Below are 23045 nucleotides of genomic sequence, written 5' to 3'. Positions count from 1 at the left end.
AGACCCAGCGGTCCGGCGGGCGGCACCGCGGCCGGGCCACCGCCGGGACCGGTCGGCAGACCGATCGCACCCATGGCGGCCGCGCCGGCGGGACCGGCCGGGTAGCCCATCCCGGCCGCCGGGCCCACCGGCGCACCGGAGACCCCGGCGACCCGCTCGGGCGCGCGCTCCGCACCGGTGCCCTGGCCCGGCACCGAACCCGCGGCGCCGGGGCGACGGGCCCGGTAGGTGGTCCGGTAGGCGGCCGGCGAGACCCCGAGCTGGCGCCGGAAGTGGCCGCGCAGGGCGACCGGCGAGCGGAAGCCGCAGCGCCTGGCCACGTCGTCCACCGAGAGCTCGGAGGTCTCCAGCAGCCGCTGCGCCTGCAGCACCCGCTGGGTGATCAGCCACTGCAACGGCGCGCTGCCGGTGAGCGTGCGGAACCGCCGGTCGAAGGTGCGCCGGCTCATGTAGGCACGAGCCGCCAGCACCTCGACGTCGAACTGCTGGTTGAGGTTCTCCAGCGCCCAGGTCACCACCTCGGCGAGCGGGTCGTTGCCGATCTCTTCCGGTAAAGACTGATCGATGTACTGGGCCTGACCGCCGCCGCTGCGCCGGTTGGGCACCACCAGCCGGCGGGCCAGGGCGTTGGCCGCCTCGGCGCCGTGGTCGCTGCGCACCACGTGCAGGCAGAGGTCGATCCCGGCCGCGGTGCCGGCCGAGGTGAGCACGTCGCCGTCGTCCACGAAGAGCTCGCGGGGGTCGACGTGCACCCGCGGGTACCGCTTGGCCAGGGTCGGCGCGTACATCCAGTGGGTGGTGGCGGGACGTCCGTCCAGCAGTCCGGCGGCGGCCAGCACGAAGGCGCCGGTGCACAGGCCGATGATCCGGGCGCCCTCGTGGTGCGCCTTGCGCAGGGCGGCGATCGCCTCGACCGGCGGGGGCTGCGAGATCGAGCGCCAGGCCGGCACCACGATGGTGCCGGCGCGGGCCAGCGCCTCCAGGCCGAACGGGGCGGTCAGGGTCACGCCGCCGGTGGTGGTGAGCGGGCCCTCCTCGCCGGCGCAGACCAGCAGGCGGTAGCGGGGCACCCCGGCGTCCTGGCGGTCCACGCCGAAGACGGAGAGCGGGATCGAGCTCTCGAAGATCGGGGCGCCGCTGAAGATCAGGACGGCGACGGTCTCCCGCCGCCGGCGACCGGCGAGCTTGCGCGGCGCCGTGCCCACGGCGGGCCCGCTGACGCCGCCGAGGCTCGAACCGGTGGCGATGCCCGGCACGCTGACGGGGTGTCCGGCCGCCAGGCCGGGATGCCCGGCGGGGCTGGTCGGGGTGACGGAGTGTCCGGTGGCGCTCAGCGGATGGCCGTTGGCTGGGCCGGCCGCCGGTCCGAGCGTGCTGACGAGGTATCCGCTCGGGTAGCCGGCGGGGCCACCGGCGACACTGCCGAGGTCGGGGGCGCCGAGACCGAGACCGAGGGCGTTGCCGTGACCGGCGCCGGTGGAGCTGACGCCGAGTCCGGCCGACGGGCCGACAGTGTCGTTCAGGCCGAAGGCGGTTGGCGGCATCGCGCCGGTGCGGGAGCCGGGCTGGGCCGAGGAGGCCGGCATCGACGGGGTGAGCGGGGTGGCAACTCTCGGGGAGCGGCCCACTCGGCCGGTCGGGGACTGGCCGCTGTCAGGACCTGTCTCGCTCCTGCTCACCCTGTTCAAGGCGCCCAAGCCCCCTCGGTGGTGTGGTGTGGTGATGCGGCACTGCTCAACAAGATCGAATCTACTGGGTGGATCGTTGCCGTTGTGACAAGTTCACCATCCGACGCTATGTCGACATGGCAATTTGGCGTGATGCATTCGATCACGAAGCGTGGCACCCGTCGACCCCTCTGGGAAGGGGGCGGGCGGGCCGGTGGCTGGTTGCTGTACGGCGCACCCGCAGCCAGGGCGGATCGTTGGCCGCATGGAGGCCGGTGGCCTGGAGGTATCTCCAAGGGTCACCGCCCGTGTTGAAGGTGGCTGAAAACAGCCGTTGCGGAGCTGGGGTGCGCGTCACTGCTGTGCGCCTGTCCTGCCGGCTCCGAGCGCCCCGCGGGGCGGCGCCGGTTCCCGTGGGGCTCGGTGGCGGTCTCCGGGTTCGACGTTCGGTGCGGCGTCCGGGGTGCGGTAGGCCCCGGACCGGCCCGAGCGCGGCGGGCGCCGGCCCTAACCAGCCATGTCCGGCCGGCTCGACACGTCGGCGCCGATCGTTCGTCGATGGGTCGTGGGAAAAGGAGTCCGTTCAGCCGAGATGGTTGTCATACGGATGATCTGGCTGGGTCGAATGGCAGGATGTCGGACTCGTCACCTGTTCGACTTCCTGGTCGACGATTCCGGCTGACCTTCTTCGCCCGGTGTCACACGATGGTTCTGGTGCAAATCATATGGTGATGTCCTGGATGGACGGCGAGGTGTTCGGGAGATCGCCCTTTCTCGTCATTCCGGAGGGGCTCGGTTGATCGCCCGTGGTTCCGGTGGCCGGAGAGTGCCGGCAGGCGCGGGTGGGGTTCGGCGGGCGCCGTAGCCGGGTGTGGCGGCGTGCGACCGTCGCTCCTTCTTATCTGTGCGGAGTCGCGCGGGCGGCACGGCGGGCTGTGGCCGACGAGGCGGGGGCGGTGCGCCTCAGCCGGTCACGGCGGCCGGTTCGTCCGCCGTGAGCCCCGTCGCCAGCCCCGCCGCGAGCCCGGCCGTCTGCTCCGCCAGCCCGGTCAGCTCGGCGTCGGCCAGCACCAGGGCGATCGCCTCCGGCAGTCCGGGGGCTCGGAGCGTCGGCCGGTAGGCGGACTCCGGCCAAGGACGGCCGTGTTCCAGCCAGACGCTCCGGATTCCGGCGAGGTGTGCCCCGGCAATGTCCGCGGGGCCGTGATCGCCGATCATCCAGGCCTCCGCGGCCCAGTCGCTCCTGGGGTTGAGACCGCAGCGCTGGGCGGCGATGTCGAAGATCAACGGGTCGGGCTTGGCGCAGCCGGCCTCCTCGGAGACCACCCAGGCGTCGACCAGGTGCCCGAGGCCGGTGCGCCGGATCTTCTCCAGCTGCGGACCGGTGCCGCCGTTGCTGACGATGGCCAGCGTCCAGCCCGCGGCCCGCGCCGCTTGCAGGGCTCGGCCGTGGGAGGCCGGACAGCCGATATGAGAATTGATCCCCCTGCGATAGTGCGTGAGCAGGGCCTCCAGTGACTGGTGCAGCCCGTAGCGCCGGCGGGCGGCGCTCAGGACCGTCTCGCGCGGGACGTAGCCGCCGCCGTCCATGACACAGAGCCAGTCCAGCTCGGCGGGCGGCAGCCCGTGTTCGGCGACGAGCTCCGCGGCCCAGGCTCGGAATGCGGCGTCACGGGGGAGCAGGGTGTTGTCGAGGTCGAGCAGGAGCAGCGGCATGCGCTGCATGCTGCCAGCGCGTCGAGCCGGGAGGAAGCGCGCCCCTATCGCGGGTGCCCCGGCAGTCACAGGAGTCTCATCCAGCCCCACATGGTTCAAAAATCGGTGCGGTCGGTGTGTGGTCGACCTGTTGCATCGACAGACTCCGTCAGGCAAGCTCCAGTGAACCGCGAGCAGGCGGGGCGTGACCCCGACGTTACGGGGCGCGCGCCGGGAACCTCGCGCCGCCGCCATTAGCGGGATCGTTGTCGTACTGGGCCGCAATGGCTGGGCGGCGGGGTCCACTCGTCGTACTCTGAAAGGAACAGGTCACTTACGGTGCCGATCGGCTGCAACCGACCATGTGCCAATGAATGGCCTGCCGCCTGGGCAGCGCTGTCCTTCCTGTCGGCCCATCTCACTCGAAGAGTCTCGATTCATGGCCGGTTTTGAGTCTCCCCGATCTGCGGACCCGTTCCGCATTCCCGGTGCGGCGGATTTCTCCTCCACGGATTCGCAGCCCGATTTCACGCGGTCACAGCAGGTGCCGGCGTCACCCGAGACACCGCAGTCACCTCCCGGTAGCGGACGTGCGCGCCGGGGTTGGCCCAAGCCATGGCAGCGCCGCGAGGAGTCGGCGGCATCCGCGGCGGGGGATTCGGATGGTGTCGGTACCGCGCCCGGTGCCGACGAGGACGGTGGAGGCGACGTGAAGCCCCGGCACTCCAAGCAGATCGCTCCGCTCGACGTGCAGGTGCCCGGCCTGCAGCCGTCGGTACCGCGGCCGTGCGATCCGGCCTTCCAGCACGGTGTGGTGGTCGGCTTCGACGGCTCGCTCTCCAGTGAACGGGCGCTGGCCTACGCGGTGGGCATGGCCCGGCGTTCCCGGTGCGGCCTGGTCATCGTGCACGTGGCCAACCGCCTGCCGGCCACGGTGTGGGCCGGTTGCGAGCCCCCGGTCTTCGTCGACATGCCCGACCACCGCAGCGAGGTCCTCGGCCTCGAGCTGGCCTGTGCCGACTTCCTGGCCGGTGTCCCGTGGATCCTGGTCGAACGCGGCGGCGACATCTGCCACGAGATCGAAGAGGTCGGCAAGGAGTACGCCGCCGACGCGATCGTGGTCGGCACCACGCACGGTCTGCTCGGCCGTATCTTCGGCACCGTCGCGGGCCGCCTGGCCCGGCGGGCCAACCGACCGGTGATCGTGATCCCCTGACCTGCTCGCGGGTGACGGTGTGGGCGGTCGCGCCCGGCGCCCGTGCCGCTCCAGCCCCGGCCGCCCGCGACGGGTCCGTGCTGCGGTGCTCGGTGCGTTCCTCCCGAGCCTCGGCGGGGCGGGATTCGGTCATGGGTGCGACGTCAAACGGCAAGCGCAGCTCATGCGTTGACAAAGACTGACGTTATGCGAGCTCGCTGGATAGCCAGTCGATTTTCCGTCAATCGGGATCTTCCGAAAGTCATACCATCGGCGCACTGTGCCACGGCAGCCCGAAGACGCTGCGGGCGCCCGCAGCGTCGTGGGGGTGCGGGCAGCCGCCGCCAAGCCGCCTTCATTGCACCTGAGTTGAGTGGAGGTGACTGCCGAGCGTGGACGGCTGACCGGTCAATGACCGCCCACGCTCGGCAGGTTGCCCCTGGCGCGCCGCCCGACAGTGTCTCCCTGCTCGACGTTCCTCAGAACGTCACGCCCAACTCGCGGGCGATCAGCATCCGCTGGACCTCGGAGGTGCCCTCGCCGATCTCCAGGATCTTGCTGTCGCGCCAGAAGCGGGCGACCGGGTACTCGTTCATGAACCCGTAGCCGCCGTGGATCTGGGTGGCCTCGCGGGCGTTGTCGACCGCGGATTCGGAGGAGTAGAGCTTCGCGATGGCGGCCTCCTTCTTGAAGGACTCGCCCAGCAGCAGCCGGGAGGCGGCATCCCGCCAGGCGAGGCGGGAGAGGTGGGCCCGCATCTCCATGTCGGAAATCTTGAACTGGATGGCCTGGTTGGCCCCGATCGGACGCCCGAAGGCGCGGCGGGTCCCGGCGTACTGGATGGACTGGTCGACGCAGCCCTGGGCCAGACCGGTGGACAGGGCGGCGATGGCGATGCGGCCCTCGTCGAGGATCCGCAGGAACTGGGCGAAGCCTCGGCCGCGCTGGCCGAGCAGGTTGGCTTCGGGAACTCGGCAGTCGGTGAAGGACAGTTCGCGGGTGTCGGAGGCGTTCCACCCGACCTTGGAGTACTTCTTCGACACCTGGAACCCGGGGGTGCCGACAGGAACGATGATGGCGGAGATTTCGCGCTTGGACGCGCTCTCGGCCTCGTCTTCACTCGAACGGATGGACGGTTCGGTCAGGGCGGTGACGGTCACCAGGCCGGTGATGTCGGTGCCGGAGTTGGTGATGAAGCACTTCGTGCCGTTGATCACCCACTCCCGGGTGGCCTCGTCGAACCGCGCGGTGGTGCGGGTGGCGCCGGCGTCCGAGCCGCCCTCGGGCTCGGTCAGGCCGAAGGCGCCCAGCATCTCGCCCGAGGCGAGCCGGGGCAGCCACTCGCGCTTCTGCTCCTCGGTGCCGAACCGGTAGATCGGCATGGCGCCCAGCGAGACGCCCGCCTCCAGGGTGATGGCCACCGAGGAGTCCACCCGGGCCAGTTCCTCGAGCGCGAGGCAGAGCGCGAAGTAGTCGCCGCCCATGCCGCCGTACTCCTCGGGGAAGGGCAGGCCGAACAGGCCCATCCGTCCCATCTCCTTGACGATCTCGTACGGGAACTCCTCCCGCTCGTAGAACTCGCCGATCGTCGGCGCGACCACGTCGTTGGCGAACTCGCGGACGGTGCGGCGCAGCTCTTCGTACTCGGAGTCCAGTCGGTGGTCGATCATCGGAATCCTCCAGTGGGGGTAGCCCGGGCGGATGGGCCGGACACGGAGTCGGGCGGGTGAACGGCGGAAGCGGGGCGCAACCAGCGCGTGTGGTGCACGCCCGGCGCGCGGTGGACGGGGCCTGCCGGGGGTGTGCGGCGAGTGCCTCGGGTTCGTGCGGTCGGCGCGGGGCCGGTCAGTCGGTGCCGGCACCGGCCAGGGCCTGCACGGCGCGCGAGGGGCTGGGGCGGCCGAGCCGTCCGGCCATCCAGGCGCTGGTGGCGGCCAGGGCGGCCAGGTCCACGCCGGTCTCGATGCCGAGGCCGTGCAGCATCCAGACCAGGTCCTCGGTGGCGAGGTTGCCCGTCGCACTCTTGGCGTAGGGGCAACCGCCGAGCCCGCCGGCGGAGGAGTCGACGACGGTCACCCCGTGGCGCAGCGCCGTGAGGGTGTTCGCCAGCGCCTGCCCGTAGGTGTCGTGGAAGTGCACGGCGAGCCGGTCCACCGGGACGCCGGCCTGCTCGAAGGCGGCCAGCAGCCCCGCCACCTGCGCCGGCGTGGCCACGCCGATCGTGTCGCCGAGGCTCAGCTCCGAGCACCCCAGCTCGATCAGCCGCAGCCCGGCCTCGACGACCTGGGCGGGCGCGACCGGCCCCTCCCACGGGTCGCCGAAGCACATCGAGAGGTAGCCGCGCACGGTCAGGCCCTGCGCGGTGGCGCGGCCGACCACCGGACGGAACATCTCCAGCACCTCGGCCACCGAACGGTTCAGGTTGCGCCGGGCGAACGCCTCGGTGGCGCTGGCGAAGACCGCGATCTCGTCGGCGCCGTGGGCCAGCGCGCGCTCCAGGCCACGCTCGTTGGGCACCAGGACCGGCAGCCGCAGCCCCGGGTACTGCTCGCGCAGGTCGGTCAGCCTGGGCAGCAACTGCTCCGCGTCGGCCAACTGGGGGACCCACTTGGGGTGCACGAAGCTGGTCGCCTCGACGGTCCGCAGACCGGCGGCGGCGAGCCGGGCGATGAACTCGGCCTTCACCTCGACCGGCACCAGGGAGCTCTCGTTCTGCAGCCCGTCCCGGGCGCCCACCTCGTGGATCCGCACCCGGGCCGGCAGCGCCGGGTCCCGGACCACGCTGGGCAGGCCCAGGTCGAGCGCGCCCGGCTCCCGGTCGGTGGCCGGGTCGGCCCCGCTCGGCGAGCCGGCCGTCGTTCCGTTGCCCTGATCGGTGCTCACGAGGACACCTCCGCACTCTCGCCGGCGGCGTCCGCCGCTTCCGGCAGGACGACCGCGAGCAGCTGCTCCATGGCGACGGTGCTGCCCGCCGCGGCGTGCAGTTCGCTGACCACGCCGTCGTGCGGAGCCGCGATCACGTGTTCCATCTTCATCGCCTCCAGGACCAGGAGCGCCTGGCCGCGCCTGACCGCCTCGCCGACCGCGGTCTTCACCACGGTGACCGTGCCGGGCATGGGCGCCGTCAGCGCGCCGTGGTGGGCGTCGGCGGACGCGGCGCGGTCGGTCACCGGGTCGTACGGGTGGACCGCCCAGCTGTCGCCGTCGCGGCCGATCCAGAGGACCGGGCCGGTCCCGCCGCCGGCCGGGCTGTGGTCGGTGGCGTGCGCGAAGGTCGTGCGCAGGCCGTCGAGGGTGACGGCCAGCTCGGTGGCGCCGAGCACGGCGCGGGCCCGACGGACCGGACCGTCACCCAGACGGACCAGCAGATCCGAGGAAACCATTGACGGACTGTCAGTGGCTTCAATTACCTTGTCGGCACTGACCGGTCGTACCAGAACCGACACCGGGTCCTGCCCGGGAACGCGGAGTCGGTGCGTCGTCCAGGCCGGTTCGCCGGCCAGGCGCCAACCAGAGGGGAGCGAGAAGGGGTCGGTCCAGCCGTCGGAGGCGACGGCGGGGAGTAGACCGCCGTGCCGCACGAGTGCTGCGGCGATCAGGACCGCATCCGGGGTCGCAGGCGCGGTCGCGGCGCCGTCGCCGGAGGCGGCGGCACCGGAAGCGGTTTCGTAGGTCGGGCGTTCCCGGTCCGTCGGGCCGAGGTCGGCCAGCAGTTCGGGGTGCTGCTGGACGACTCGCTCGACCAGGCCGGTGTCCAACCGGCCGGCCACCACGTCGGGGTGCGCCAGCAGGCGGCGCAGGAAACCGGCATTGGTGGTCACGCCCAACAGCCTGGTGTCGGCGAGCGCGTTGCGCAGCCGCAGCAGCGCGGTCGCCCGGTCCGGGCCGTAGGCGATCACCTTGCCGAGCATCGGGTCGTAGGCGCTGGTCACCTCCGTGCCGGTGCTGAGACCCGAGTCCACTCGGACGCCCTCACCCTGCGGCTCGACGAGCTGCAGGATCCGACCACCGGTCGGCAGGAAGTCCCGCGCTGGGTCCTCGGCGCAGATCCGGGCCTCCACCGCATGACCGAGAAAGGAGACATCCGCTTGGTGGAAGGACAACGACTCACCCGCGGCGACGCGCAGCTGCCACTCGACCAGGTCGAGCCGCTCGGCGGCCGGTGCCCAGCCGGCCGACGGCCCGGCCTGGGGTGAGCGGGTGATCGCGATCGCCAGCTCGGTCACGGGGTGTTCCACCTGCAGCCGGGTGTTCATCTCCATGAAGAAGAACTCCCGAACGCCGGGCGCCCCGCCGGATCCGGCACCGGCTGCCGCCGGCTCTGCCGGGCCGCCTGCCGCGAGCTGCTCCGGGTCGTCGCCGGGCACGATGAACTCCACTGTGCCGGCCCCGGTGTAGCCGCAGGCCTCGGCGGCGCGGACGGCGGCGGCACCCATGGCGGCCCGGGTCGGTTCGTCCAGCAGAACGGAGGGCGCCTCTTCGATCACCTTCTGGTGCCGGCGCTGCAGGCTGCACTCGCGCTCGCCGAGGTGGACCGTGGTGCCGTGGGCGTCCGCGAGCACCTGGACCTCGATGTGGCGCGGGCGGTCGACCCAGCGTTCCAGGAGCAGGGTGTCGTCACCGAAGGCGGTGCGAGCCACCCGGCGGGCGGCGGCGAGCTCGGTGGGCAGCTCGGCCGGGTCGCGGACCAGGCGCATGCCCTTGCCGCCACCGCCGGCCGACGGCTTGATCAGCACCGGGTAGCCGATCTCCGCGGCCGCGGCGATCAGCTCCTCGTCGCTGCTCGCGCCGGCTCGGCTGCCGGGCACCACCGGAACGCCGACCACCCGGACGGCTTCCTTGGCGTTGATCTTGTCGCCCATCAGCTCGACCGCCTCGGCGGGCGGGCCGATGAAGACCAGGCCCGCCTCGGCGCAGGCCCGGGCGAAGCCGGGGTTCTCCGCCAGGAAGCCGTAGCCGGGGTGGACGGCCTGGGCGCCGGTCCGCAGGGCCGCGGCGATGATCTGGTCGCCGCGCAGGTAGGTCTCGGTGGCGCTGCTGTCGCTGCGGTCGGCCGGTCCGAGCCGGACCGCGACGTCGGCCTCGCGGACGTGCCTCGCGTCGGCGTCGGCGTCACTGTGGACGGCGACCGACCGGATGTTGAGCCGCCGCAGGGTGCGGATCACCCGGACGGCGATCTCGCCGCGGTTGGCGACCAGGACGGTGTCGAACATGGGAGGCGTTCCTCCGGGACGAGGGGAGTGGTGCGAGGGGAGACGGGCGGGAGCCGGACCGTCGGGCGGGGCGGCTGCCTCCGGAAGCGGCTGCCCCGGGAAGCGGTCGCCTCCGGGAGCAGCTGCTTCCGGACGCGACTACATCCGGAATACGCCGTAGGGGGCGGGCGGGGCCAGCGGTGCGTTGGCGCAGGCGGTGAGGGCGAGGCCGACCACCGTGCGGGTGTCCATCGGGTCGATGACGCCGTCGTCCCAGAGCCGCGCGGTGGCGTAGTAGGCGTTGCCCTGCCGCTCGTACTGCTCGCGGACCGGGCGCTTGAACTCCTCCTCCGCCTCGGCCGGCCACTCCTCGCCGCGGGCCTCGAACTGGTCGCGGCGTACGGTGGCGAGCACCGACGAGGCCTGCTCGCCACCCATCACCGAGATCTTGGCCCCCGGCCACATCCACAGGAAGCGGGGTGAGTAGGCCCGACCGCACATCGAGTAGTTGCCGGCGCCGTAGGAACCGCCGATCACCACGGTCAGCTTCGGGACCCGGGTGCAGGCGACCGCCGTCACCATCTTGGCGCCGTGCTTGGCGATGCCGCCGGCCTCGTACTGGCGGCCGACCATGAAGCCGGTGATGTTCTGCAGGAAGAGCAGCGGGATGCCGCGCTGGTCGCACAGTTCGATGAAGTGGGCGCCCTTGAGCGCCGACTCGGCGAAGAGCACGCCGTTGTTGGCGACGATGCCGACGGGGTGGCCGTGGATCTTGGCGAAACCGGTGACCAGGGTGGCGCCGTACTCCGCCTTGAACTCGGCGAACCGGCTGCCGTCGACCAGGCGGGAGATCACCTCGCGGACGTCGTACGGGGTGCGGGGGTCGACCGGCACCGCGCCGTAGAGCTCGGCCGGGTCGACCGCCGGCGGCTCGACCGGGGCGAGCGGCCACGGCTGGGCGGCGCGCGGGCCGAGACCGGCGACGATGGTCCGCACGATGTCGAGGGCGTGCAGGTCGTCCTCGGCCAGGTGGTCGGTGACGCCGGAGGTGCGGGAGTGCAGCTCGCCGCCGCCGAGCTCCTCCGCCGTGACGACCTCGCCGGTCGCGGCCTTCACCAGCGGCGGGCCGCCGAGGAAGATGGTGCCCTGGTTGCGCACGATCACGGCCTGGTCGCTCATCGCGGGGACGTAGGCGCCACCCGCGGTGCAGGAGCCGAGCACGGCCGCGATCTGCGGGATCCCGGCGCCGGAGAGCCGGGCCTGGTTGTAGAAGATCCGGCCGAAGTGGTCGCGGTCCGGGAAGACCTCGTCCTGCATCGGCAGGAAGGCGCCGCCCGAGTCCACCAGGTAGACGCAGGGCAGCCGGTTCTCCAGCGCCACCTCCTGCGCTCGGAGGTGCTTCTTGACGGTCATCGGGTAGTAGGTGCCGCCCTTGACCGTGGCGTCGTTGGCGACCACCACGACCTCGCGGCCGGCGACCCGCCCGATGCCCGCGATCACGCCCGCCGCCGGGGCCGCACCGTCGTACAGCCCGTCGGCGGCCAGCGGACACAGCTCCAGGAACGGCGAGCCGGGGTCGAGCAGGGTGTCCACCCGGTCGCGGGGCAGCAGCTTGCCGCGCGCCGTGTGCCGCTCGCGCGCCTTGGCCCCGCCGCCGAGCGCGGCGGCGTTGAGCTTCGCGCGCAGCTCCGCGACCAGCGCCTGGTGCGCCTCGGTGTTGGTGCGGAAGGCAGCCGAGCCGGGGTCGACCGACGAGCGCAGCCGGGGCGCGGGTGCCGCCGCGGCGGCGGGCGCCACCGAGCGGCCGTCGGTGGCGGCCGAGCGCGGGTCGGTCCAACTGCCGGGCAGCGGGGCACCGGCCGCGAAGGCGGTGCCCGGGGCTGCGCCCGAACTTCCGGCGGCCGCCCAGGGCTGCTGGGGGGTCAGGCCGGGGGTCGACACGGTCATCCCAAGAGCTCCTTGCTCCAGGAACCCAGTGGGCGCGGCGAGCCGGGTGAGCCGCGGCGCCCCCAAGTTAATGGTGGTTAACTCCTGCCGTCAGGTTAACCACCGATAACCTCCGTGTCTACGATGGGCTCCATGTTGAACGCGCCCGTCGACGCCGCAACCTCCCGCCGTGACCAGATCCGCCGCGAGGCGGCTCGCCTCTTCGCCGCGCGCGGGTTCCTCGGGGTCGGCGTGGACGAGATCGGCAAGGCCGTCGGCATCAGCGGCCCCGGCCTGTACCGGCACTTCTCCGGCAAGGACGCCATGCTGGCCGACCTGCTGATCGGGATCAGCGAGCGCCTGCTGGAGGAGGGTCGCCGCCGGGCCGGGGCGGCCGACCAGCCGCGGGCCGCCCTGGACGCGCTGATCAGCGGGCACGTCGACTTCGCGCTGAACGACTCCGACCTGATCACGCTGCACGACCGCGAGCTGCTCCACCTCAAGGAGGAGGACCGTCGTCGGGTCCGCCGCCTGCAGCGCGGCTACGTCGAGCTGTGGGTGGAGACCGTCCGGGCCGCCTTCCCCGAGCTGGCCGCGGTCGAGGCCGAGGCGACGGCGCGCGCGGCCGTGCACGCCGTCTTCGGGCTGCTCAACTCCACCCCGCACAGCGCCGTGGCCCGCTCCGCCGGCCCGGGCGGCCCGGGCGGTTCGGGGAGCCAGGGCGCCGAGCGGGGCGGCCTGCTGCCGCGTCCCGAGATGGCCGCCCTGCTGCACCGGCTGGCCCATGGCGCGTTCAGCGCCGCGGCCCACGGCTGGGGGGCCTCGGAGGCCTAGGTTCGGGTGCCGGCCACCGCCTCGCCCGCGATCACCCGGTCGGCTGCCACCCGGTCGGCGGAGCGCGGGCAGTGCCGGCGCGCCCGGCGCGGTTCTCGATCGGTCGTCCACCCCGCCTCGCCCGGCGCTCGGGTCGCGGGTCGACCGCGGGGTGTAGGACGAGCGCCCCTGCACGCCTCCGTCCTGCGCCCGGTGCGCCCCGATCTCCCGAAGGCGCAGGCTGTGGGGAAGGAAAAGCACCCGTCGGCGGTTTGTTCGTGCCGGGTAAGTCAATCGGCACCGCCGGTACGTCGTGGACGACCGCCTCACGAAATGGTTAGTATCCCTAAATATGCCTGAGACTCACGGCTCCACCAGGGAGATGCCCCAGGCCGACGGCGGCTCCGCCGCGAGGCCCGGGTCCGCCGCGACCCTCACCGTAACGCCGCCCGCCCCGCCCGGCGCCGACCCCGTACCGCCCGAGGCCACCCGAGCCCCCGACGGCACGGCCGACGCCCCGGCGCCGACCGGCTGGCTGCGCCGCCTGGCCGGCTACTGCTGGCGCTACCGCCGCAACGTGCTGCTCTCCTTCGGCGCCTCGCTCGCCGGCATGGCCGTGACCGCGATGGTCCCGTTGATCACCAAGGTCATCATCGACGACGTGATCACCACCCACCGGCAGTCGCTGACGCCGTGGGCGATCACCCTCGTGGTCACGGCCGTGCTGGTCTTCGGCTGCACCCAGGTCCGTCGCTACAGCGGCGGTCAACTCGCGCTCGACGTCCAGCAGGACCTGCGCGACGACCTCTTCCACTCGCTCACCCGCCTCGACGGCGCCAAGCAGGACCGGCTCGACACCGGCCAGGTGGTCAGCCGAGCCACCTCCGACCTGCAACTGGTCAACGGCCTGCTCTCGATGCTGCCGATGATGACCGGCAACCTGCTGCTCTTCGCGCTGTCGATCGTCGTGATGCTCTGGCTCTCCGTCCCGCTGACCGCCATCGCGCTGGTGATGGGCCCGGCCCTCTGGTGGGTGGCCACGCTCAGTCGCAAGCGGCTCTTCCCGGCGTCCTGGGTGGCCCAGCAGGAGGCCGCCGCGGTCGCCGGCGTGGTGGACGCGGCGATCGGCGGCGTCCGGGTGGTCAAGGGCTTCGGCCAGGAGGACCAGGAGCTGGACAAGCTGGAGCTGGCCTCGCGCACGCTCTTCGGCGCCCGGTTGCGGGCGATCCGCCTGAACAGCCGCTTCAGCCCCGCGCTGCAGGCGATCCCGGCACTCGGCCAGGTCGCGGTGCTCGCGCTCGGCGGCTGGCTGGCGGTGGACGGCGCGGTCACCCTCGGCACCTTCGTCGCCTTCTCCACCTACGTGGCGCAGATGACCGGCCCGGTCCGGATGCTGACCATGGTGCTGACCGTCGGGCAGCAGGCCCGGGCCGGGGTGGAGCGGGTCTTCGAGCTGATCGACGAGCGTCCGCTGGTCACCGAGGCTCCGGACGCCCGTCCGCTGGTGGCCGAGCACGGCGAGTACGCGCTGGAATTCGACCAGGTCGACTTCCACTACCCGGACCAGCACCCCACCGCGCACCACCCCGCCGAGCACGGGGACACCGCGCCCGGCGACGCCGAGCCCGCGACCCCCCAGGCCCCCACCCCGGTGCTGCGCGGCCTCACCCTGCGCGTCGAGCAGGGCGAGACGCTCGCCGTGGTCGGCGCCTCCGGCTCCGGCAAGTCGACCCTGGCCCAGCTGATCCCGCGCTTCTACGACCCCACGGCCGGCGCGGTCCGGCTCTTCGGTCACGACCTGCGCGAGGTCACCCTCGACTCGATCCGTTCACTGGTCGGCATCGTCCCCGAGGACAGCTTCCTCTTCTCCGACACGGTGCGCGCCAACATCGCCTACGGCCGTCCCGGCGCGACCGACGAGGAGATCGAGGCGGCGGCGCGCGCCGCCCGGGCGGATGCCTTCGTGCGCGAGCTGCCCGCCGGCTACGACACCAAGGTCGGCGAGCAGGGCCTGACCCTCTCCGGCGGTCAGCGCCAGCGGATCGCCCTGGCCCGGGCGATCCTGGCCGACGCCCGGCTGCTGCTGCTCGACGACGCCACCTCGGCGATCGACCCGCAGATCGAGGCCGAGATCCACGAGGCGCTGCACACCGTGATGGCGGGCCGCACCACGGTGCTGATCGCGCACCGGCGCTCCACCCTGCAGCTCGCCGACCGGATCGCCGTGCTGGACCACGGCCGGCTGCTCGACCTCGGCACCCACCAGGAGCTGGAGGCCCGCTGCCCCCAGTACCGGGCCCTGATCACCGACCCGGAGGCGCTGCTCGGCAACGCCCCCGCAGTCACCGCCGAGACCCCCGCCACCGCCACCGCCACCGCGACCGCCACGGCCGGTGCCGACGCCGCTCCGACTGCCCCAACCAGCCGGACCGAACCCCGCGCCGCCGCGCCCCGCCCCACCGCGCCCCGCTCCGCCACCGGCAAGGCCGCCGACCCCGAGCTGCTCGCCCAGGTCGCCGCGCTCGCCACCGCCACCGACGTCCCGCGGATCCCGATCGCCCAGGCCGCCGCCGGCGACCCCGACTTCTCGCTCGGCCGGATGCTCAAGCCGTTCCGCGCCCCGCTCGCGCTGGCCTTCCTGCTGCTCGCGCTGGACGCGGCGGCCGGGCTGGTGGTCCCGATCCTGATCCGGCACGGCATCGACGACGGCGTTTCCAAGTCCGTGATGTCCGGCGTCACCGTCGCCTCCCTACTGGCCCTGGTGGTGGTGCTGCTCGACTGGCTGGTGCAGAGCATCGAGAACCGGGTCAGCGGCCGTACCGGTGAGCGGGTGCTCTACTCGCTGCGGCTGAAGATCTTCGCCCACCTCAACCGGCTGGGCCTGGACTACTACGAGCGCGAGCTGTCCGGCCGGATCATGACCCGGATGACCACCGACGTCGACGCGCTCTCCAGCTTCCTGCAGACCGGCGTGGTCACCGCCGTGGTCAGCCTGCTGACCTTCTTCGGGATCTTCGCCGCCCTGCTGATCATCGACGTCGGCCTCGGGCTGACCGTCTTCACGGTGCTGCCGGTGCTCGCGATCGCCACGGTGGTCTTCCGCCGCAAGTCGGTCAAGCAGTACCAGCTGTCCCGCGAGCTGATCAGCGCGGTCAACGCCGACCTGCAGGAGAACGTGGCCGGGATGCGGATCGTGCAGGCGTTCCGCCGCGAGGCCGACACCCGGGCGCGCTTCGTGGCGAGCGGCCGGGCCTACCGCGATGCCCGCACCCGGGCGCAGCTGTACATCTCGCTCTACTTCCCGTTCGTCCAGTTCCTCTCCAGCGTGGCCGCCGCGCTGGTGCTGATCGCCGGCGCCTCCCGGGTCGACGCGGGCACCCTGACGGTCGGCGCGCTGGTCGCCTACCTGCTCTACATCGACCTCTTCTTCGCGCCGGTCAACCAGCTCTCGCAGATCTTCGACGGCTACCAGCAGGCCGCCGTCGGCCTCGGCCGGATCCGCGACCTGCTGCGCACCCCGACCAGCACCCCGGAGGCGGCGGCGCCGGTGGCGATCGAGGAGCTGCGCGGCGAGATCCACTTCGACGGCGTCGGCTTCGCCTACAACGGCGGCGGGGCGGCGAACCCGGAGGTGCTGACCGGCATCGACCTGCGGATCCCGGCCGGGCAGACGGTCGCGCTGGTGGGCGAGACCGGTGCCGGCAAGTCCACCCTGGTCAAGCTGGTCGCCCGGTTCTACGACGCGACCCGCGGCGCGGTGCGGATCGACGGCACCGACGTGACCCGGTTCCGGCTGGCCGAGTACCGCCACCGGCTCGGCGTGGTGCCGCAGGAGGCCTACCTGTTCGCCGGCCCGGTCCGCGACGCGATCGCCTACGGCCGACCGGAGGCCACCGACGCCGAGGTGGAGGCCGCGGCCCGGGCGGTCGGCGCCCACCAGATGATCTCCGAGCTCAGCGGCGGCTACCAGCACGAGGTGGCCCCCCGCGGCCGCAACCTGTCGGCCGGGCAGCGGCAGCTCATCGCGCTGGCCCGGGCCGAGCTGGTGGACCCGGACATCCTGCTGCTCGACGAGGCCACCGCCGCGCTCGACCTGGCCACCGAGATGGCCGTGAACCAGGCCTCCGAGCGGCTGCGCCAGGGCCGGTCCAACCGCCCTGGCGGTCGCACCACCCTGGTCATCGCGCACCGGCTGACCACGGCGGAGCGGGCCGACCGGGTGGTGGTGCTGGACCACGGGCGGGTGGTGGAGGACGGTACGCACGCCGAGCTGCTGGCCGCCGACGGGGCGTACGCCAAGCTCTGGCGCGCGTTCGTCGCCGAGGGCCACCACCGCGAGCCGGTGGCCGTCGAGGCGGCCGGCTGAATCGACCGATCGGCCCAGTCGACGACCCGTCGGGCAGCAGCCCGGCGGGTCGTTCGGTTACGGACCCATATCGAGCGTGCGCCAACTAGGTTGACTGGCGGCCATCCGGGGGTCGATTGGTACGGGGGCGGTGCCCGGAGCTGGTAGACAAGCGGGGCGACCGCGGAGAGCGGTCAGCGACCCCCCTGGAACCACCTCAGGTCGAGAGGCCCCTGCCCATGTCTTCGCGCGCTCGCGAGGCGGGGCGCAGCACTGCGCACCACGCTCCATTCCCCGGCCCGGCCACCACCCCCGGCCCCGCCGATCCGCCTGCCGGCAGCAGCGGCCCCACCCCGGCCGCGCTTCCGCTGCTCCCGCTCGCGGCCCTGTTCACCGTCGGCTACCTGCCGGCCTACCTGGTCCCCACCATCGCCACCCGGCTGTCCGACGCCCTCGGGTTGACGGACACTCAGGCCGGTGGCGTCGGCAGCGCCCTGCTGCTCGCCTCGGCCGCCGCCGGCATCGCACTGGCCGGCCGGGTGGGGCGGCTCGGTTCGGCCCGACTGGCCCGCGCCGGCCTGGCCCTGGTCACGCTCGGGTTCGCCCTGGCCGCCGGGTCGGGCGGCACCCCGCCGTTGCTGGTGGCCGGTTGCGTGCTCGGCGGCCTCGGCGCGGGCGCCGCCTCCGCGGTCGCCGGCACCGGGCTGGCCGGCACGGCCGATCCGCACCGCGCCTCGGTGCTGGGCCTGCTCGCCACCTCGCTCGCCGCGGCCGGCCTCTACCTGCTGCTGCCGCACCTGGGCGGCTCGCCGGCCGGCCCGTTCCTGGCGCTGGCGGCCCTCGGGCCGTTGGTGTTGCCGCTGACCTCCGCGCTGCCCGGGCCGCTGCCGTGCGCGCCGACCGCCGCGGGCCGGCTGCCGAACCGGTCGGCCGGTTTGCTGCTCGCCGCCACCACGGTGCTCTGGGCGGTGGTGCAGAACGCGCTCTGGGGCGTCAGCGGTCAGATCGGGTTGCACCGGGTCGGCTTCTCCGAGCGCGGGCTGGGCCTGGTCTTCGCGGTCGCCCTGGGCGGCGGGCTGGTCGGGGTGCTGGCCTCCGGCGTGCTGGGCAGCCGGGTCGGCCGGGTGCTGCCGCTCGGGCTCGGGACCGCGGCGATCGCGGGCTGCGTGGCACTGAGCGCGGCTGCCCGCTCGGCCGCCGGGTTCGCCGGCGGCGAGGTGCTGTGGAACGCGCTCTACCCGCTGGTCCTCACCTACCTGTTGGGGCTGGCGGCCGAGCTGGACCCGGCCGGGCGGTGGACCGTCCTGGTCGGTGCGGCCTCCGCGCTCGGCGTGGCGGGCGGTCCGCTGGCCGGGGCGACGATGCTGGTCGACCTGGGCTGCCCGCTCTTCGCGGTGGTGCTGGGCGGCGCGCTGCTGTTCACCGCGGTGCCGCTGGTGCTGCTGGCCCGGACCTTCTGCGGCCGGCCGCCGGGGGAGGTGCCGGTGGACCTGGCCATCGCGCTGCCGATCCCGGTGCCGCGCGCGGCCGAGCTCTGCGAGAGCGATCCGACCGCGGCCACCGCCACGGCAGCCTGAGCCTGCTCCGAGCCGGGCTCAGGCTCGGGCCGGGCCGAGTCGGAGCGGGCTCGGGCCGGGAGCTCAGGTCGAGATCAGCGAGGAGAGCAGACCCGAGACCTCCGTGCCCCGCGGCAGGTCGCTCACCTGCCCGTCGCCGACCTCGACCACCATCCAGCCGCCGCCGTCCGCGCGCAGCGCCAGGTCGGTGGTGACGAACCGGCACCCCAACATCCGGACCAGGGAGCGCACCTGGGTCAGGTCGGGGGCGGGGGACTCCTCGGGCGTGTCGGGGTGCGGGCCGGTCAGCACCGGTTCGCCGTCGACCCACCAGACCCGGGCCTCGGCCGGGCGGGCCGCACGGTTGGCTGCCGCCCCGCCGGTCCGTCCCGCCCCGCCGTTCCGCCCCGGACCGCCGGCCGGCTCGGTGGCCGGCGGCACGAAGGCGTGGAAGCGCCGCAGCACCACGCCACCGGCCAGGTACTCGCCCTGCAACTCGACGAACCGGTCCACCACCCGGGCCACGGCCGGCAGGTCGGCGAGGTCGGGGATGAAGCAGGCCTCGTGCCACTCGTCCTTGCGGGACTTCACGTAGTCCTTGACGATCGCGGGGCCCTGCCCGCCCAGCTTCGCCACCGCGGCGGCCAGTTCGGCCTCCTCGGCGTGGGCGGCCAGCCAGACGCTGTCCGGGGTGGCGCCCTCGAAGGTGCTGTACCAGCCGGGCAGCTCGTGGGCGGTGGCGTAGGCGGCGGCGCTGGTCAGCAGGTGGCAGCCGCGGTCGGCGAGCGCGCGGACGAACCCGGCGTAGGCGGTGACCGGGAGCATCCAGCCCCGGTACCAGGCCGGTCCGATGCCGGCGGGGACCCGGCGGACCCCCTCGACCGCGTCGCCGGCGAGCAGCGCGTCGTGGTCGACCAACGCGGTCTCGCCGCCCAGCCCCCGGACGAGTTGGGCCTCGTAGGAGTAGTGCGGGTCGACCCGTCGGGGGTTCAGCGGATCCTGGGGCAGCAGGATGGTCGGGGCTGGCATGCGCCACAGGGTAGCGGCGCACCGGGCTTCGATCGGCGGCTTTGTCGGCTCCGCGCGTCGGGGCGCACACTGCCGGGTGCGCCGAGGAGTGCGTCGGAAGCAGACGGCGGCGTGGCGGTGTGCGAACGAGCCGGTCCGCGCGCGGTCCGCGCCGGCGCTCCTGTCGTCAGCTGCGCCGGCGGCGGCCGCCGCCGTGCTCCGGCGCGAGCTGCCAGTCCCGTGCGCGCAACTCGCGGTCGTGCAAGGCCTCGGTGTTGATCAGCACGGTCAACTCGGCCCGGCCGAGCTCCTCGAAGCCCAGTCCGGTGGCCTCCAACAGGACCTCGGTCGGCACCGAGATCGCGATCGAGGGGCGCCAGGACGGCAGCACCGCCAGCGTGGTGCCGCGGCCGACCCGGATCAGCTGCGCGGTGACCCGCCGCTGGCGCTGTTCCTCCCGGGTCCCGATGCCCGGCACCGGACGCGGACCACCGATCAGGATGCCGAGCGGCGGTTCGGCCGCGTCACTCCCGCCGTCTTCGCCGTCCTCGGTGGGTTCGAGAGCGGGGTCGAGGGCGGGCTCGAGGGCGACACCGCCCACCGGGCGCCTGCCCGCCTCCGCCGGCACCCGGTCCGTCGGTACCCCGGCCCCCGCGGCGTGCTCCGCCGGGGTCTCCCCGTCCCGCGGGTCGAGGGGACCGGACCGCAGCCCGCCACGCCGGGTCGGCACCGGACGGCGGATCCGCGGCCGGGGGCGGACCGGCGAGGGACGCCAGGCATCCGCACCCCCGACCGCACCGTCCGGAATCCCCTCCTGCTCGCCGTCCGCCGGCGCCTCGACGCCGCCGGTCCGCGGCGCCGGCACCGCACCGCCGGGGCCGCCGCCGCGCACCCCCGTCGGCCGCTCGCGGCCGGGGTCGGTCCCGGCGAGCCGCAGCAACTGTTCGACCTCGGCCACCGACTGGTGGCTGGCCCTGGCCAGGTCCGCCAGGTCGGCCCCCCGTTCGTAGGCGGAACGCAGTCGCGCCGCCAGGCCGGCCCGGAGGTTCGCCGTGGTCGCGGCGCCGGGGTCGCGGCGCACCGGCGGGGCCGGCGAGGTCGCGGGAGCCGCCGGCGTGCCGGAACCCTCCGTCGTGCCGGAACCCGCCGGGGCCGCCGCGCCGGGCTGCTCGGCTCCGGCGGTCGGCGCGCAGACCTGCGGCAGCTCGGCCGTCGCCTCACCGGCCACGGAATGGTTCGGTGTGTCCATCGGTATGAACGATGAGCTCATCGGTGAGGTCCTCCGGTGTACAGTCCGCCCGAATCCTGCCGTACCGGAGGGGGAACGTCCATGGGACGGGCAGGCGAACCCCACCCATCTTCCCGGCAACCGGACGGCCGAACAGGCCAGGAATACGCCAAAGCAGAGCTTGGTCGCCAGAGTTGACGATCAGTCCGGGCAGGCTCTCAGGGAACTCTCATCTACGCGTGACTCTTTGACTGGGGATGAGTGCCGCGCGAGCGACAATGAGACTCGAACGCACGACCGCCAGGCGGCCCCGGCCGCCCGGGCCTGCCGCCTGCACACCTCAGCCTCGGCACCTGGAGGACGCACGGACATGGGCACGCCACCGGACCACCCGCTCGGCACCACCCCGCCGCCCGCGCAGGCCCTGACCCGCCCCCGCAAGCTCGTCCCGGGCGACCGGGTGGCGCTGGTCGCGCCCGGCGGGCCGATCGACCCGGACCGGCTCGACGCCGGCTGCGCCATCCTGCGCTCCTGGGGGCTGGAACCGGTCGTCGCCCCGCACGTCCTCGACGTCCACCCCAGGGCCGGCTACCTCGCCGGCACCGACCGGGACCGGGCCGCCGACCTCCAGCAGGCCTGGCTCGACCCCTCCATCGCGGCGGTCCTCTGCGCCCGCGGCGGCTTCGGCGCCCAGTTGGTCTGCGACCTGCTCGACTGGGACGCGATGCGGGCCGCCGGCCCCAAGCTGCTGATCGGCTTCAGCGACATCAGCGCCCTGCACGAGCACGTCGCGATCCGGCTCGGCGTGGCCTCGCTCTACGGGCCGATGGGCGCCGCCGCCTCCTTCGTCGACGATCCGGCCACCCGCGAGCACCTGCGCCGCACCCTTTTCGAGCCGGCCACCGTCACCACCCTGACCGGCCCCGAGGCCGGGCCGCTGTGCCCCGGCCGGGCCCACGGCATCACCGCCGGCGGCTGCGCCTCGGTGCTCGCCGCCGAGCGCGGCACGCACGGTGCACGGCAGTCCTTCGCCGGCAGCATCCTGCTGCTGGAGGACGTCAACGAGCACCCGTACCGGCTCGACCGGATCCTCAGCCAGCTGACCCGCTCCGGCGCCCTGGACGGTGTCCGCGGGGTGGCCCTGGGTTCCTGGGAGGGCTGCGGGGCACCCGGGCGGATCCGGAACGTCATGCTGGAGCGCCTCGGCCCGCTCGGTGTCCCGATCCTCTGGGAACTGGGCTTCGGGCACGGCCGGTCCACCCTCACGGTCCCGCTGGGGCTGCCCGCCGTCCTGGACGCGGACGCCGGCACCCTCACCCTGGACCTCCCGGCCCTGGCCGACTGAACGAACAGGTGAGAGGGTCAGCAGACCCGGACGACCGGCCGGGCGAACGACCCGGAGAACCGAGCAGGGACAAATGAGCGCACACCAGCCCGGCCCGACCTCCACCGAGCAGCCCGCCGACCTGGTCGCCGGCCTGCTCGCGCTGCTGCGCACCGGCCGCCCGGGCGGGCGCACCCTGCTCGGCCTGACCGGAGCGCCCGCCGCCGGCAAGTCCACCCTCGCCCGCCACCTGGTCACCGAGGTCAACCGGGCCGAGGGAGCGGGCACGGCCGCCTACGTGCCGATGGACGGCTTCCACCTCTCCAACGCGCAGCTCGACCAGCTGGGCCTGCGCCACCGCAAGGGGGCACCGGCCACCTTCGACGTGCGGGGCTACCTGGCCCTGCTGGAGCGGCTCACCGCCGACCGCTTCCATGACATCTACGTCCCCGACTTCGACCGCACGCTGGACGAGCCGGTCGCCGCCCGCCACCTGGTCACGCCCGCCACCCGGCTGGTGGTGACCGAGGGGAACTACCTGGCCGCCGACGCACCCGGCTGGTCCGAGGCCCGCGCGCTGCTGCGCGAGCTCTGGTACGTCGAGGCCGAGGACGCGGTCCGGGCCGAGCGGCTGGTCCGGCGGCACCGGGCCGGCGGGCAGGACCGCCCGACCGCCGAGGCCCGGATCGCCGGCAACGACCAGCCCAACGGCGAGTACGTGAAGCTGGGCCGCGCCCGCTGCACCAGGACCGTCCGGCTCGCCGAGCTGCCGCGGTTTGCTGCGGGCCCGGACGAGGAGTAAGGTTCTCTAGTCGCTCGGCAGGGAGCACCGGACACGCGTCTGCGCGGACGGTCCCGGGGCGGCCACTCTCCTGGAACACCACCCTCAGCAAGAACGTCGTCTGCTGACGCGTCGCTTTTTGCACGCTTCTGCGGAAGGCTTGTTTTGCTGTGCCGGTAATTCGGTTGTTCTGGTGCGGGTGGGCCTGGATTCGCTTTTCGGAGCGGGGTTGGGCTAAAGTTCAACACGTCGGACGGGCCGTCAGGTCCGGTACGGCGAAGGCCTCTTGAGGCCGAAGCGGTGCGGAGGACCTGG

At 73.7% G+C, this 23045-nt stretch carries 14 protein-coding genes; 6 read left to right on the top strand and 8 right to left on the bottom strand.

Features of this window, described 5'->3' with window-relative positions; all coding sequences use genetic code 11:
* A partial coding sequence (locus ACQRUO_RS31025) for a helix-turn-helix domain-containing protein (protein WP_428319440.1) occupies window positions 1–1247 on the bottom strand: 1247 nt, incomplete at its 3' end.
* A 1383-nt stretch (window positions 1248–2630) separates the two neighbouring features.
* On the bottom strand, window positions 2631–3383 hold the full coding sequence (locus ACQRUO_RS31020) for an HAD family hydrolase (protein WP_428319437.1): 753 nt from the start codon (window positions 3381–3383) through the stop codon (window positions 2631–2633).
* A gap of 712 nt (window positions 3384–4095) precedes the next feature.
* Here ACQRUO_RS31020 and ACQRUO_RS31015 point away from each other — a divergent pair.
* Complete coding sequence (locus ACQRUO_RS31015; RefSeq protein WP_428319439.1) at window positions 4096–4578, top strand: universal stress protein; 483 nt, start codon at window positions 4096–4098, stop codon at window positions 4576–4578.
* Between the two features lie 458 nt (window positions 4579–5036).
* Here the strand turns inward: ACQRUO_RS31015 and ACQRUO_RS31010 are convergent, their stop codons facing one another.
* From ACQRUO_RS31010 to ACQRUO_RS30995, 4 genes are all read right to left on the bottom strand, one after another.
* Complete coding sequence (locus ACQRUO_RS31010) at window positions 5037–6227, bottom strand: acyl-CoA dehydrogenase family protein (RefSeq protein WP_428319436.1); 1191 nt, start codon at window positions 6225–6227, stop codon at window positions 5037–5039.
* Between the two features lie 175 nt (window positions 6228–6402).
* Window positions 6403–7353 carry a hydroxymethylglutaryl-CoA lyase gene (locus tag ACQRUO_RS31005; protein WP_428319438.1) on the bottom strand — a complete coding sequence of 317 codons (951 nt, stop codon included), beginning with the start codon at window positions 7351–7353 and terminating at the stop codon, window positions 6403–6405.
* Between the two features lie 83 nt (window positions 7354–7436).
* Window positions 7437–9770 (bottom strand): acetyl/propionyl/methylcrotonyl-CoA carboxylase subunit alpha, encoded by a 2334-nt coding sequence (locus tag ACQRUO_RS31000; protein WP_428319435.1) that lies wholly within the window; start codon window positions 9768–9770, stop codon window positions 7437–7439.
* Window positions 9771–9908: 138 nt separating this feature from the next.
* Complete coding sequence (locus ACQRUO_RS30995; protein ID WP_428319434.1) at window positions 9909–11696, bottom strand: carboxyl transferase domain-containing protein; 1788 nt, start codon at window positions 11694–11696, stop codon at window positions 9909–9911.
* Window positions 11697–11828: 132 nt separating this feature from the next.
* On the opposite strand from ACQRUO_RS30995, the gene ACQRUO_RS30990 reads away from it, so the two are divergent.
* From ACQRUO_RS30990 to ACQRUO_RS30980, 3 genes are all read left to right on the top strand, one after another.
* Window positions 11829–12509, top strand: a complete 681-nt coding sequence (locus ACQRUO_RS30990) for a TetR/AcrR family transcriptional regulator (RefSeq protein WP_428319433.1) — start codon at window positions 11829–11831, stop codon at window positions 12507–12509.
* 331 nt (window positions 12510–12840) lie between these two features.
* Window positions 12841–16854, top strand: a complete 4014-nt coding sequence (locus ACQRUO_RS30985; RefSeq protein WP_428319432.1) for an ABC transporter ATP-binding protein — start codon at window positions 12841–12843, stop codon at window positions 16852–16854.
* Between the two features lie 218 nt (window positions 16855–17072).
* Window positions 17073–18410: an MFS transporter gene (locus ACQRUO_RS30980; RefSeq protein ID WP_428319431.1), complete on the top strand. Its 1338-nt coding sequence runs from the start codon at window positions 17073–17075 to the stop codon at window positions 18408–18410.
* A gap of 63 nt (window positions 18411–18473) precedes the next feature.
* Here ACQRUO_RS30980 and ACQRUO_RS30975 read toward each other — a convergent pair whose 3' ends face one another.
* Entirely contained in the window at window positions 18474–19418 is a 945-nt protein-coding gene (locus tag ACQRUO_RS30975) for an ATP-grasp domain-containing protein (RefSeq protein ID WP_428319430.1), read from the bottom strand.
* A 166-nt stretch (window positions 19419–19584) separates the two neighbouring features.
* On the bottom strand, window positions 19585–20646 hold the full coding sequence (locus ACQRUO_RS30970) for a hypothetical protein (protein WP_428319429.1): 1062 nt from the start codon (window positions 20644–20646) through the stop codon (window positions 19585–19587).
* Window positions 20647–20995: 349 nt separating this feature from the next.
* Here ACQRUO_RS30970 and ACQRUO_RS30965 point away from each other — a divergent pair, with 349 nt between their 5' ends.
* Together ACQRUO_RS30965 and ACQRUO_RS30960 are read left to right on the top strand one after the other, a co-directional pair.
* On the top strand, window positions 20996–21970 hold the full coding sequence (locus tag ACQRUO_RS30965) for a S66 peptidase family protein (RefSeq protein ID WP_428319428.1): 975 nt from the start codon (window positions 20996–20998) through the stop codon (window positions 21968–21970).
* A gap of 73 nt (window positions 21971–22043) precedes the next feature.
* Window positions 22044–22751 (top strand): nucleoside/nucleotide kinase family protein, encoded by a 708-nt coding sequence (locus ACQRUO_RS30960; protein ID WP_428319427.1) that lies wholly within the window; start codon window positions 22044–22046, stop codon window positions 22749–22751.
* Window positions 22752–23045: the final 294 nt, after the last annotated feature.

Source organism: Kitasatospora sp. LaBMicrA B282, assembly GCF_050325825.1.
GTDB lineage: Bacteria > Actinomycetota > Actinomycetes > Streptomycetales > Streptomycetaceae > Kitasatospora.
Note: the sequence above shows the minus strand (reverse complement) of the source record. Positions and strands in the feature narration are given on the sequence as shown.